Origin of the sequence: Leifsonia sp. AG29, assembly GCF_009765225.1 — a bacterium.
In the GTDB taxonomy this organism is placed as follows: domain Bacteria; phylum Actinomycetota; class Actinomycetes; order Actinomycetales; family Microbacteriaceae; genus Leifsonia.
Genome location: NZ_VMSF01000001.1, coordinates 2,546,514 through 2,560,082 on the forward strand (window position 1 = coordinate 2,546,514; position 13,569 = coordinate 2,560,082).

Sequence of the window (13,569 nt, forward strand, 5' to 3'; positions counted from 1 at the left end):
GTCCTTCTCCGCTCAGGGTTGTGGGCCGAACGGCTCACCAGTTCTTGGGCAGTAGCGGGTCGTCGGGGTCGATAGGAGCACACTGGCTGTTCCCGACGAAGTCGGCATAGTTTTCACCGATGGTGAACTCGATCCCGAAACCGTCCTTGCGAACCCCGGTCAGATACGGCGGGTAGGACACGACCTTCCTGGGCGGGAAGATCCTGTTGTCCTCGACCACCCTCGTCGGGAACCCGCGCTCGGTCCACAACTGCGCAACTCGCTCCGCCGTCTCCTCCGGACCGGATTTTGTCGGGCCCTTGTACTGATTCGCAATGTTCCAGCTCTCGGACGGGGTGCCATCGGCGTAGTCGCCGCACCCGGTCCCCCACTCCTCTTCCGGCGCGGTCGGCCAGGTGTCCGCGACCAACGCCGTCGCCTCGTCGTAGAGCCGCTGGATTTCCTGCCGAACTTCTGCACGTTCGGCTCTGTCCTGGTCTTCCACCTGCGTGATCTCCCTCGCGGACTTCGGTAGCTGCGCGCACCCCGACAGGGCGGCGACGATCAGCAGCGCCGTGAGACCTACCTCACGCAGCACCAGGCGGGAGGTGCACACTGCTCGGGGGGTCATCGTCTTGCTCCGCTCGGGGTTGGTCTGGTCTGGGGCTCCGGGTTCGGCACTGGCAACCGCTCGTGCGGTGCGCCCCAGACCGGAATCTCCTGGCCGCGCCCCATGGTCGCCATTGCTGTGGCGTACTGAGCGGACGTGCGGTTGTCGAGATAACTGAAGGCTTCAGAAGAGCTCGGGCTATCGCCGAACGGGCCGTGCTGAGTGATTCCCTTCAGGTCGAGACCATCCAGTGACGTGTCCTCTGCGCTGAATGTGTGCGCGCCGAAGCTGGGCCAAGTGGGGTCGGTGCGCCCAGAAGCGAACTGCCCGATCCCGGCCCATTCGTCCCGGGTACCCTGGGCCGCGTACACCTCGCCGCCCGGCACGTGCAACGCCGCTGCTGTCGGAGTTCTCCCGGCCACCCCCGCTGATCCGAGGAGCACAAGGTGCCCCGCCGTGACGCCCTTCTCTCTCAAGGCGAGCGTGGCGACGTTAGTGCCATACGAGTGCGCCACGACAGAGAGTCCCGCCGCCTTCGCGGGCCAGCCTTTGACCGCGGTCAAACCACGCAGGGTGTTTCCGAGGCGTACCGCCCCTGCTTTCGCAAGGTCGTCGTGCGCGACCCCCCACACGTCCGCGCTCCCGGGAGGGTCGTAGTCTAGCCACGACAGCACTGCGATCTCGTTTGGATCGACCCCGGACGCCTTCCTTTGTTGCTGCCTCATATCCCGCGCAGCGTTGCCGTACCGCCCAATATCGTTCGCGGTGGTCCCCATTCCAGGCACCAAGACACAGATGTGCTCTGCGGCTTCAAGGAGCCCGGTGCTGATGGCGACCTTGGTGCGTTCGCCGGGTTGATAGACATACAACTCGCGCGGCGGGGCGCCGGTCGGACCCCGGCCGTAGGCCCTGTCGATTCGGACGAGCGTGTCCGCCAGCTTCTGCGCCTCCGCGAGACGATTCAGGGCCAGCCGCTGGACCCCCTCGAACGGCGATGCGAGCTCCGGGTCCGCCTTGGCGTTCGCGAGCCGCTTCTTCGCGTCGGCGAGATCAGTGACCAAGCACGCCCGGTTCGCATCGGACCGAACTCGTGGGGGGACTCCGTCGAGGTTGCCGACGAGCCTAGGAACCGCTTCGGCCCATTCCCTCCGCTGCGTCGCACTGAGCTTTTTCCACCACGCAGCCGTCTTCTTCGGCGCGGGCGGGTGGTCCCAGAATCTTCGGAGGAGTTCAGGGTGGGCTGCCAGCATCGTCTTCAGCTGCGACGGGGACGCGCCGTTCAGGAGCGACGACAGCTCGCCAGGAGTAGCTCTCGCCCAGTCTTTCGAAGAGCTCAGGCCTGCCAAGTAAACGAGAGCCTTCTTCCTCGCTGCTGGAGCACTGACCCCGGCGCCCGCGCCGAGTTGCCCCAGCAGAGCGACGGCCTCCTCGACGGCGGATCTCAACTTTGTCACGCGGTCTTGAAACAGTCCCCGCGTCCCGGCAGCGAAGGCCTGGAGCACCGTCAACCTGTCCTCCAAGTCCCGGACGTCGTTGTCCAGCTGATTCAGCACGAGTTCCAACTGAGTGTTCTTGATTCGCAGCGCGTCGCTCAAAGCCGGCACCGCGGCCAGGGAGTCTGCGGCGCGAGTGTTGACCTCGATCAGGCGTTCAGTGGCATCCCGCTGCCTCTTGGTCGCCATGAGCTGCGTCTTGAGCTCGTCCTCTTTCAGGACGCCATAGCGGCTGATCTTCGCGTCTTCCCTGGTGTACGTGTCGAGCTCACCCCGGATGGCGTCGACTTCGCCCTTCGCCCGGGCGATGCAGGGCAGGATGACCCTAGCGAACAACGCCTCGACGGCGGAATAGCCTTTGCCGGACAGCTCGCCTGTACCCAGACCGGCGAGAAGCCGCTTCGACGCTCCCGCCAGCTCGTCGAGCACCGCGGATGCGGCGGCGACGTTGGCCGACAACGCGGACGTCATGGCGCTCGAGTCGTCCGAGTCGTAGATCAACCCCACGCTGTGCCTCCCGCCCCACTAACCCTTCCAAGCTTATATCTAGAACATCCGTACAACAATGTGTATTGCAGATTCCACTGGCGATCCCCCTGGACGAAAGCCGCCTCCCGGACACAACGAAGGCCCCCGGCGCAGTGCGCCGGGGGCCAAGTCGTGCGGGACCTTAGTTGTAGGTGCCCGGGGTGTAGTCGTCCGAGCTGAAGCTGTCGAAGTCGACGAAGCTCAGGTCGTTCTCGTTGAAGGCGGAGTCGTCGGAGAAGATGCGGTTCGGGTACCGCTCCGCCTTCGCCTCCTCGGTCGCCTCGACGGTGACGTTGCGGTAGCGGGACAGGCCCGTGCCGGCCGGGATGAGCTTTCCGATGATGACGTTCTCCTTGAGACCGATCAGCGGGTCGGACTTGCCCTCCATGGCCGCCTGCGTCAGGACGCGGGTGGTCTCCTGGAAGGACGCGGCCGACAGCCACGACTCGGTCGCCAGCGAGGCCTTGGTGATACCCATGACCTCCTGACGGGCGGACGCCGTCTTCTTGCCCTCCTGCAGCGCAGCGCGGTTGATCTCGTTGTACCGCGAGCGGTCGACGAGCTCACCCGGGAGCAGGTCGGTGTCACCGTGGTCCACCACCGTCACCTTGCGGAGCATCTGGCGGACGATGACCTCGATGTGCTTGTCGTGGATCGGCACGCCCTGCGAGCGGTAGACGCCCTGGACGCCGCCCACCAGGTGCTTCTGCACCTCGCGGACGCCCTTGACCCGGAGGACCTCCTTCGGGTCGACGGTGCCGACGATCAGCTGCTGGCCGAGCTCGACGTGCTGCCCGTCCTCCACCAGGAGGGTCGAGCGCTTCAGCACCGGGTAGACGTGCGGCTCGTCGCCGTTGTCCGGGGTCAGGATGACCTTGCGGGACTTGTCCGTCTCCTCGATGACGATGCGGCCGGCGGCCTCTGCGATCGGGGAGGCACCCTTCGGGGTGCGCGCCTCGAACAGCTCCTGCACGCGCGGCAGACCCTGGGTGATGTCGTCCGCGGAGGCCGAACCACCGGTGTGGAAGGTACGCATCGTCAGCTGCGTGCCGGGCTCGCCGATCGACTGGGCGGCGATGATGCCGACCGCCTCGCCGATGTCCACGAGCTTGCCGGTCGCGAGCGAACGGCCGTAGCAGGCGGCGCAGACGCCGACCGCCGACTCGCAGGTGAGCACCGAGCGGACCTTGATGTCGGTCACGCCGGCGGCCACCAGCTTGTCGATGAGCACGTCGCCCACGTCGTCGCCGGCCTTCGCCACGACGGTCCCGTCGGTCGCCACCGCGTCGGCGGCGAGCGTGCGGGCGAACACCGAGTTCTCGACGTTCGGGTCGCGGGTGAGGGTGCCGTCGGCGCCCACGGTCGCGATCGGGAGGTCGAGGCCCTTGGTCGTGCCGCAGTCGTCCTCGCGGATGATGACATCCTGCGAGACGTCCACCAGACGACGGGTCAGGTAGCCCGAGTCGGCCGTACGGAGGGCCGTGTCGGCCAGACCCTTACGGGCACCGTGCGTCGCGATGAAGTACTCCGCCACCGACAGACCCTCGCGGTACGAGGAGATGATCGGACGGGGGATGATCTCACCCTTCGGGTTGTTCACCAGACCGCGCATACCGGCGATGTTGCGGACCTGCAGCCAGTTACCACGGGCACCCGACGTGACCATCCGGTTGATGGTGTTGTCGGCCGGGAAGTTGGCGCGCATGGCCTCGGCGACCTCGTTGGTGGCCTCGGTCCAGATCTTCACCAGCTCCTGGCGACGCTCGAGGTCGGTCGTGAGACCCTTCTCGAACTCGGCGGTGATCTTGGCGGCCTTCTTCTCGTAGCCCGCCACGATCTGAGCCTTGTTCGGCGGGGTCAGGATGTCGCTCAGCGACACCGTGACTCCCGAGCGCGTGCCCCAGTAGAAGCCGGCGTCCTTGATCCGGTCGAGCGCCGCGGCGACCTCCACCTTCGGGTACCGCTCCGCGAGGGCGTTCACGATCGACGAGATCGTGCCCTTGTCGGCGACGGCCTCCACGTACGGGTAGTCCGCCGGCAGCGTCTCGTTGAAGAGGGCGCGGCCGAGGGTGGTCTCCACGATGGCGGTGATCGGCTCGGCACCCGTGTCGGCGGCGTCCGACGGCACGTAGTTGTCGAGACGGATCTTGACCTTGGCGTTCAGGTGCAGCGTGCCCTGGTCCTTCGCGAGGATCGCCTCGGAGACCGAGGAGAACGCACGGCCCTCGCCGACGGCGCCTTCGCGCACGGTGGTGAGGTGGTGCAGACCGATGATCATGTCCTGCGAGGGCAGGGTGACCGGGCGGCCGTCGGACGGCTTCAGGATGTTGTTCGAGGCGAGCATCAGGATGCGGGCCTCGGCCTGCGCCTCCACCGACAGCGGGAGGTGCACGGCCATCTGGTCGCCGTCGAAGTCCGCGTTGAAGGCGGCGCAGACGAGCGGGTGGAGCTGGATGGCCTTGCCCTCGACGAGCTGCGGCTCGAACGCCTGGATGCCCAGACGGTGCAGCGTGGGTGCGCGGTTGAGCAGCACGGGGCGCTCGCGGATGATCTCCTCGAGGACGTCCCACACCTGCGGGCGCGAACGCTCCACCATCCGCTTCGCGGCCTTGATGTTCTGAGCGTGGCTCAGGTCGATCAGGCGCTTGATGACGAACGGCTTGAACAGCTCCAGCGCCATCTGCTTGGGCAGACCGCACTGGTGCAGCTTGAGCTGCGGACCCACGATGATGACCGAACGACCCGAGTAGTCCACGCGCTTGCCGAGCAGGTTCTGGCGGAACCGGCCCTGCTTTCCCTTCAGCATGTCGCTGAGGGACTTGAGCGCGCGGTTGCCGGTGCCCGTGACCGGGCGGCCGCGGCGGCCGTTGTCGAACAGCGCGTCGACGGCCTCCTGGAGCATGCGCTTCTCGTTGTTCACGATGATCTCGGGAGCGCCGAGGTCGAGCAGGCGACGGAGGCGGTTGTTCCGGTTGATCACGCGACGGTAGAGGTCGTTCAGGTCGCTGGTGGCGAAGCGGCCGCCGTCGAGCTGGACCATCGGGCGCAGCTCCGGCGGGATCACCGGCACCACGTCGAGGACCATCGCCGCCGGCGAGTTGCCGGTCGCGAGGAACGACGACACCACACGGAGGCGCTTGATCGCGCGGATCTTCTTCTGGCCCTTGCCGGTGGCGATCTGCTCGCGGAGCAGCTCGGCCTCGGCGGTCAGGTCGAACGCCTGCAGGCGGCGCTTGATCGCCTCGGCACCCATGTAGGCCTCGAAGTACAGGCCGTAGCGGTCGACGAGCTCGTTGAAGTCGGCGTCCTCGGGCTTGAGGTCGCCCACCTTGAGGTTGCGGAACGACTCCCACACGCGCTCCAGCCGGGCGATGTCCTCGTCGAAGGACTTGCGCAGCTGGCCCATCTCCTTCTCGGCTGTGTCCTTGACGCGACGCTTCTGGTCGGCCTTGGCACCCTCCTCCTCGAGCGCGGCGAGGTCCTGCTCGAGGCGCTGCAGACGGTCGGCGACGCGGGCGTCGCGCTGGTCCGACAGCGTCTTGATCTCGAGGCGGAGCTCGTTCTCGAGCCCGGGCAGGTCGGCGTGGCGACCCTCCTCGTCGACCTCGATCACCATGTAGGCGGCGAAGTAGATGACCTTCTCGAGGTCCTTCGGGGCCATGTCCAGCAGGTAGCCGAGCCGGCTCGGGACGCCCTTGAAGTACCAGATGTGGGTCACCGGAGCGGCGAGCTCGATGTGGCCCATGCGCTCACGACGGACGGAGGACTTGGTAACCTCCACGCCGCAGCGCTCGCAGACGATGCCCTTGAACCGGACGCGCTTGTACTTGCCGCACGAGCACTCCCAGTCGCGGGACGGGCCGAAGATCTGCTCGCCGAAGAGGCCGTCCTTCTCCGGCTTCAGCGTGCGGTAGTTGATCGTCTCCGGCTTCTTGACCTCGCCGTAGCTCCAACGACGGATGTCGTCAGCGGTGGCCAGGCCGATACGCAGCTCGTCAAAAGTTGTTGCGTCGAGCAATGTTCCTTCTCTCCTATGGAAGATTCGTCAGTTGGTCTGGCTGCCGCGTCAGATCTCGTCGATCGACGAGGACTCGAAGCGGGAGGAGATGTTGATCCCGAGCTCCTCCGCGGCGCGGAAGGCCTCGTCGTCCGAGTCGCGCAGGCTGACCGCCTGGCCGTCGGCCGAGAGCACCTCCACGTTCAGGCAGAGGGACTGCATCTCCTTGATGAGGACCTTGAAGGACTCCGGGATGCCCGGCTCCTGGATGTTCTCACCCTTGACGATGGCTTCGTAGACCTTCACGCGGCCGAGGATGTCATCCGACTTGATGGTCAGGAGCTCCTGCAGCGCGTACGCCGCACCGTAGGCCTCGAGGGCCCACACCTCCATCTCACCGAACCGCTGACCGCCGAACTGCGCCTTACCACCGAGCGGCTGCTGGGTGATCATCGAGTACGGGCCGGTCGAGCGCGCGTGGATCTTGTCGTCGACCAGGTGGTGCAGCTTCAGGATGTACATGTAGCCGACCGACACGGGGTCCGGGTAGGGCTCGCCGGAGCGGCCGTCGAACAGCTGCGTCTTGCCGGAGCCGCCGATGAGGCGCTCGCCGTCGCGCGTCGGGAGGGTCGAGTCGAGCAGACCCGCGATCTCCTCCTCCTTGGCGCCGTCGAACACCGGGGTCGCGACCTTGGTGTTCGGCTCGACGCTGTACGCGGCCTCGGGCAGCTCGGCCGCCCACTTCGGCTTGCCGTCGATCTCCCAGCCGTTCTTCGCGATCCACCCGAGGTGGATCTCGAGGACCTGGCCGAAGTTCATGCGGCCCGGAACACCCAGCGGGTTGAGGATCACGTCGACCGGGGTCCCGTCGGCGAGGAACGGCATGTCCTCGACCGGCAGGATCTTGGAGATGACGCCCTTGTTGCCGTGACGGCCGGCGAGCTTGTCGCCCGCGGTGATCTTGCGCTTCTGGGCGATGTAGACCACCACGCGCTGGTTCACGCCGGAGCCGAGCTCGTCGTCGCCGTCCTGCGCGTCGAAGACCTTGACACCGATGATGGTGCCCTCCTCGCCGTGCGGGACCTTGAGGGAGGTGTCGCGCACCTCGCGGCTCTTCTCGTTGAAGATCGCGCGGAGCAGGCGCTCCTCGGCCGACAGCTCGGTCTCGCCCTTCGGCGTGACCTTGCCGACGAGGATGTCGCCGGGGCGCACCTCGGCGCCGATGCGGATGATGCCGCGCTCGTCGAGGTCGGCCAGGAGGTCCGGGCTGACGTTCGGGAGGTCGCGGGTGATCTCCTCCTTGCCGAGCTTGGTGTCGCGGGCGTCGACCTCGTACTCCTCGATGTGGATCGAGGAGAGGGTGTCGTCCTTCACCAGGTTCTGGCTGAGGATGATCGCGTCCTCGAAGTTGTGGCCCTCCCACGGCATGAACGCGACGAGCAGGTTCTTGCCGAGCGCGAGCTCCCCGTTCTCGGTGGCGGGGCCGTCGGCGACGACCTCGCCCGCCTCGATCCGGTCGCCTTCGTCGACGATCACGCGGTGGTTGTACGACGTGCCCTGGTTCGAGCGGTCGAACTTGCGCAGGTAGTAGGTCTTGATCGTGCCGTCGTCCGCCTGGACGGTGACCGCGTCGGCCGAGACCTCGGTGACCACGCCGGACTTCTCCGCGATGACCACGTCACCGGCGTCGATGGCCGCGTAGCCCTCCATACCGGTTCCGACGAGCGGGCTCTCGGAGCGGAGGAGCGGGACGGCCTGGCGCTGCATGTTCGCACCCATGAGGGCGCGGTTGGCGTCGTCGTGCTCGAGGAACGGGATGAGGGAGGTACCCACCGACACCATCTGGCGCGGGGAGACGTCCATGTAGCCGATCTCCTCGGCGGGGATCAGGTCGACCTCGCCGCCCTTCTGCCGGGCGAGGACGCGCTCCTCCACGAAGTGGCCGTTCGCGTCGAGCGGGGCGTTCGCCTGCGCGACGACGAAGTCGTCCTCCTCCGACGCCGTGAGGTAGTCGATCTGGTCGGTGACCCGGCCGTCGACGACCTTGCGGTACGGCGTCTCGATGAAGCCGAACGAGTTGATCCGCGCGAACGACGCGAGCGAGCCGATCAGACCGATGTTCGGGCCTTCCGGCGTCTCGATCGGGCACATGCGGCCGTAGTGCGAGGGGTGCACGTCGCGGACCTCGACGCCGGCACGCTCACGGCTCAGACCACCCGGGCCGAGCGCCGAGAGGCGACGCTTGTGCGTCAGGCCGGCGAGCGGGTTGTTCTGGTCCATGAACTGCGACAGCTGGGAGGTGCCGAAGAACTCCTTGATCGCGGCGACGACCGGTCGCACGTTGATCAGGGTCTGCGGGGTGATCGCCTCGATGTCCTGCGTGGTCATGCGCTCGCGGACGACGCGCTCCATGCGGCTGAGGCCGGTGCGGACCTGGTTCTGGATGAGCTCGCCGACGGCGCGGATGCGACGGTTGCCGAAGTGGTCGATGTCGTCGATGTCGAGGCGGATGTCCGCCTCCTGGCCGTTGCGGAGACCCTTGATCGTGGTCTGGCCGTCGTGCAGGGCGACCAGGTACTTGATCGTCGCGATGATGTCCTGGACGGTCAGCACCGAGTCCGTGAGCGGGGCCTCGAGGCCGAGCTTGCGGTTGATCTTGTAGCGGCCGACCTTGGCCAGGTCGTAGCGCTTCGGGTTGAAGTAGAAGTTGTCGAGCAGCGCACGCGCGGCCTCGGCGGCGACCTGCTCGCCCGGGCGCAGCTTGCGGTAGATGTCCTTGAGGGCCTCCTCCTTGGTGAGGATGGCGTCCTTCTCGAGGGTGAGCTCGATGGACTGGTACCCGGCGAACTCGGAGAGGATCTCCTCGCTGGTGAGGCCGAGGGCCTTGAGGAACACCGTGACCGACTGCTTGCGCTTGCGGTCGATGCGGACACCGACCTGGTCGCGCTTGTCGATCTCGAACTCGAGCCAGGCGCCGCGGCTCGGGATGATGCGGGCCGAGTAGATGTCCTTGTCGGAGGTCTTGTCGGCGGTGGCCTCGAAGTACACGCCCGGCGAGCGGACGAGCTGCGACACGACGACACGCTCGGTGCCGTTGATGATGAACGTGCCCTTCTCGGTCATGAGCGGGAAGTCGCCCATGAAGACCGTCTGGGTCTTGATCTCACCCGTGAGGTGGTTCATGAACTCGGCCTCGACGTAGAGCGGGGCCGCGTAGGTCTTGCCCTTCTCCTTGCACTCGTCGATCGAGTACTTCTTCTCCTCGAGGAACGGGTTCGTGAAGGAGAGCTGCATGGTCTCGCCCAGGTCTTCGATGGGCGAGATCTCCTCGAAAATCTCCTCGAGGCCGGTTGCGGCCGGCAGATCCTGACGGCCCTGAGCCTCGGCCTCGGCGACGCGCGCCTTCCACGCGTCGTTTCCGACCAGCCAGTCGAAGCTCTCCGTCTGCAGTGCGAGCAGATCGGGGACGGTGAGGGTGTCCGTGATCTTGGCGAACGAGAGACGAGATGCGGCTCGTCCGTTCTTGGGTGTCTTGTCGGTGTTGGTTGCGTTGCGCGCAGCAGCCAAGGAAATAACCTCCGTGGGCCCCGGTCGGGCCAGTTACTGTCGGTCTTGTGTAGTTGTCATGGACGAGAACTCCCGGACGCATCGCGTCGACGCCGTATCTGACCCGTGATTTCTGGGCCCAGGCGCGCGCTGAGAGAGTCAGAGCCGACCGCAATATGAAGGCAGATGATTGACCGGGAGCGCAAAGAACAACTATATGTCAAATGGACGCGCCGTGTCCAGTCTTTTCTTGACCGGAGGCGCACCTCAGGTGTATAACCGCGAGCCCGCTGCCGCTATTCCGGCCGCACATCCCCGGAACGACGCGGATCTCAGCGGTGCGAGCGGTAGGTCGGGAGGGTGTCGACCGTCGCGATGATCGCCTCCTCGCGGGTGCGCGGAGACCACCCGAGCACCCGGATCGCCTTCTCCGAGGAGGCCCGGCGAACCGTCCCGAGCTCGGGGAGCGAGTCGCGCACGCGGCTGCTGAACGGGGCCGCGGCCTTGAGCACCCAGCTCGGCATGAGCTTCGTGGCCACACGCTGGCCGGCCTGCTCGCCGAGGTGCCCGCGGATGACGAGCGCGAGCTCCGGCGCGCTCATCACCTCGCCGGCGATCGCGAGGAACCGCTCCCCCGCCGCCTCGGGCCGGGTCATGGCGAGGAGGTGCAGTGCGGCGACATCGCGCACGTCGACCAGGCCGAACGACGCGTCGGGGAGGCGCGGGAGCCTCCCCTCGGCCACCAGCCTCACGAGCTCGACGGAACTCGACAGGTCGGGCCCGAGGACCGGCCCCAGCACGCCGACCGGGTTGACCGTGGCGAGCTCGAGCGCGCCTCCCTTCGACCGGGCGTCGGCGACGAAGTCCCAGGCCGCACGCTCGGCGAGGGTCTTCGACTGGACGTAGGCGGTCACCGGGCGGCCGCTGTCGAGCTCGGTCCAGTCCTCCTCGGTGAAGGCGCGGTCGGTCGGCGCGTGCCCGTACCCGATCGCGGCGAACGACGACGTGAGCACGACCCGCTCCACGCCCGCGTCGAGGGAGGCGCGCAGCACGCGGAGAGCGCCCTCCCGCGCGGGACGGATCAGCTCGTCGGGGTCGCGCGGCATGAACGCCGGGAACGGGGAGGCGACATGGAGCACGAAACGGCAGCCGGCGACCGCATCCGCCCAGCCGTCGTCGGAGAGCAGGTCGGTCACCGCGAAGCTCAGCCGGTCGCCGGGGTCGTCGATGCCGCCCGCCTTCAGCTGCGACCGGACGTCGGCGGCTCGCGCGGGCGTCCGGATCGTGGTGCGGACGTCGTACCCCGCTTCGAGGAGGGCGATGATGCAGTGCGCCCCGACGAAGCCGGAGCCGCCGGTGACGAGGACCAGATCGGGCATGCGCCCATCCTCCCGTGAGGAGGGGGGACGCGGAAGTGGGGGTGCGGTCTCGGGGGTGCGTTATCCACAGCGCCGCGAGGGCTCGGGCGGGCGAGACGTCATTCGTGGCCCCTTCCCGCGGCGTGTCGGACGCGCATCAGGGCCATCGGCGACCGTTCACGCGGAGGGGAGGGCCGGGAGGGACGACGGCACGCCGTCAGGAGTGCAGCAGCGCGATCGCCTGGGCGCGGTCGCGCACGGCGAGCTTCGCGAAGATCGCGTTGATGTGCGTCTTCACGGTGCTGACGCCGACGTAGAGACGGGAGGCGATCTCCCCGTTGCTGAGTCCTTCGCCGACCAGCGCGAGCACCTCCGCCTCCCGCCGGGTGAGCGCCGGGAATCGCCTGAGGAGTCCCTCCACCGGGTCGGGAGGGGCCGGTCGGGCGGCCCCGGAGGTGAGGGAGCTGACCAGGCGCGCGCCGACCTCGGGAGCGAAGGTCGACTGGCCCTGGGCGACCGCCCGCACGGCGGCGGCGAGCTCGGCGCGGCCTGCGTCCTTGGTGAGGTATCCGCGGGCGCCGGCGCGGAGAGCCCCGACGATCGACTCGTCGTCGGCGTAGGTGGTCAACACGAGAACGGCTGTGCCCGGGGCCTCGGCGACGATGCGGGCGGTCGCGGCGACGCCGTCGAGGTTCGGCATCCGCAGGTCCATCAGCGCGACGTCCGGGCGCTCGGCCACGGCGAGCGCCACGGCCTCCGCGCCGTCGGCGGCCTGGCCGACGACCTCCAGGTCGGGGAGGAGACCGAGCACGGTCACGAGCCCGTCGCGGATGATCGCCTGGTCGTCCGCCACGATCACACGGATGCGGGACGCTCCCCCGCTCATGCCGTCTCCCCCGCTCATGCCAGCATCGCCTCCGCCGTCACGACGAACCGCCCGTCCTCGCGCCCCGCCGCCGCGCGCCCGCCTGCCGGCAGCGCGGCGAACCGCTCGCGCAGTCCCTCCAGCCCGTATCCGCCTCCGGTCCGCGTCAGCGGTCCGGGTACGAGGGAGCCGTCGACCGGGTTCTCCACGGTGAGCCGCACGCGGTCCGTCTCCCAGGTGAGCCGCACCGTCACCGGCGCGCCCGGGGCGTGCTTGCGGGCGTTGCTCAGCGCCTCCTGGAGGGCACGGCGCAGCGCCGACGACTGCGCCGCCGTCACCAGCCGCGGCTGGCCGGTGCTCACGAGTTCCGCGCTACCGCCGAGCGAGCGGTGCGCAGCCAGGAGGTCCTCGAGGGCATCCAAGAGCGCAGCACCGTCCTCGAGCGAGGCCGAGTCGGCCGCGGTCGGCTCGCGCAAGGCGGCGACGGCGCGGCGCGCCTCGGTGAGGCCGGCCACTGCGAGACCGCGGGCATCGACGACGCGCGTGCGGGCGGCGGCGGTCTCCCCCGCCTCCAACAGCGCGTCGGCCGCGTCGAGCTGGACGACCAGACCGCCCAGGCTGTGGGCGAGCACGTCGTGGAGGTCGCGGGCGAGCGCCATCCGCGACGCCTCCTCGCGCATCTGCAGCTCTCGCTCGCGAAGCTGCGCCTGCTGCTCCTCCGAGCGACGGAACTGGCGACGGCTCAGCCCAGCGAAGAACGAGAGGACGAGCCCCGCCATCATCGCGACGACGGCCGCGACCGAGGTCGTGAACGGAACGGCTCCGAGCGGAATCAGCAGCACACCGAGGAGCGCCAGGATGATCCCGGCCGTCGGCGAGCGGCGGGTGTCGGAGACCGCCGCGAGGACACCGATCGCCGCCGGCACCACGGTGATCCCGTTCGTCGGTGCGGCGACGGCGGCTCCGGCGACCACCGCGATCACGCAGCAGACCAGGTCGGCGGTGGAGGCGCCGAGCCGGGCGAAGAACCCCCGCGCCGCCCACGCCGCCCCGGCGACGAGAGCCGTGACGAGCACCCACGGCGTGCGGACGCCGGTGTCCGCACGGACCAGGGAGACGGTCACGACGACGACGCCCGCGAGGTTCAGGGTCAGCGCCAGCCAGCTGGGACGGGCGGACGGGTTCACGACACC

7 protein-coding genes are annotated in these 13,569 nt (G+C 68.3%); all 7 read right to left on the minus strand.

Features of this window, described 5'->3' with window-relative positions; translation table 11 throughout:
* Window positions 1-34 precede the first annotated feature (34 nt).
* Window positions 35-610 carry a DUF4148 domain-containing protein gene (locus FPT20_RS12320; RefSeq protein ID WP_233265503.1) on the minus strand — a complete coding sequence of 192 codons (576 nt, stop codon included), beginning with the start codon at window positions 608-610 and terminating at the stop codon, window positions 35-37.
* Window positions 607-2,589, minus strand: a complete 1,983-nt coding sequence (locus tag FPT20_RS12325; RefSeq protein ID WP_158865671.1) for an alpha/beta hydrolase — start codon at window positions 2,587-2,589, stop codon at window positions 607-609. The genes FPT20_RS12320 and FPT20_RS12325 overlap by 4 nt, the downstream gene beginning before the upstream one ends.
* A gap of 163 nt (window positions 2,590-2,752) precedes the next feature.
* Window positions 2,753-6,628 carry a DNA-directed RNA polymerase subunit beta' gene (gene rpoC, locus FPT20_RS12330; RefSeq protein ID WP_158865673.1) on the minus strand — a complete coding sequence of 1,292 codons (3,876 nt, stop codon included), beginning with the start codon at window positions 6,626-6,628 and terminating at the stop codon, window positions 2,753-2,755.
* Window positions 6,629-6,676: 48 nt separating this feature from the next.
* Window positions 6,677-10,174 carry a DNA-directed RNA polymerase subunit beta gene (gene rpoB, locus FPT20_RS12335; protein ID WP_158865675.1) on the minus strand — a complete coding sequence of 1,166 codons (3,498 nt, stop codon included), beginning with the start codon at window positions 10,172-10,174 and terminating at the stop codon, window positions 6,677-6,679.
* 311 nt (window positions 10,175-10,485) lie between these two features.
* On the minus strand, window positions 10,486-11,532 hold the full coding sequence (locus FPT20_RS12340; RefSeq protein ID WP_158865677.1) for an SDR family oxidoreductase: 1,047 nt from the start codon (window positions 11,530-11,532) through the stop codon (window positions 10,486-10,488).
* Between the two features lie 196 nt (window positions 11,533-11,728).
* Window positions 11,729-12,415, minus strand: a complete 687-nt coding sequence (locus FPT20_RS12345) for a response regulator transcription factor (RefSeq protein ID WP_233265504.1) — start codon at window positions 12,413-12,415, stop codon at window positions 11,729-11,731.
* Window positions 12,412-13,563 carry a sensor histidine kinase gene (locus tag FPT20_RS12350; protein ID WP_158865679.1) on the minus strand — a complete coding sequence of 384 codons (1,152 nt, stop codon included), beginning with the start codon at window positions 13,561-13,563 and terminating at the stop codon, window positions 12,412-12,414. The genes FPT20_RS12345 and FPT20_RS12350 overlap by 4 nt, the downstream gene beginning before the upstream one ends.
* Window positions 13,564-13,569: the final 6 nt, after the last annotated feature.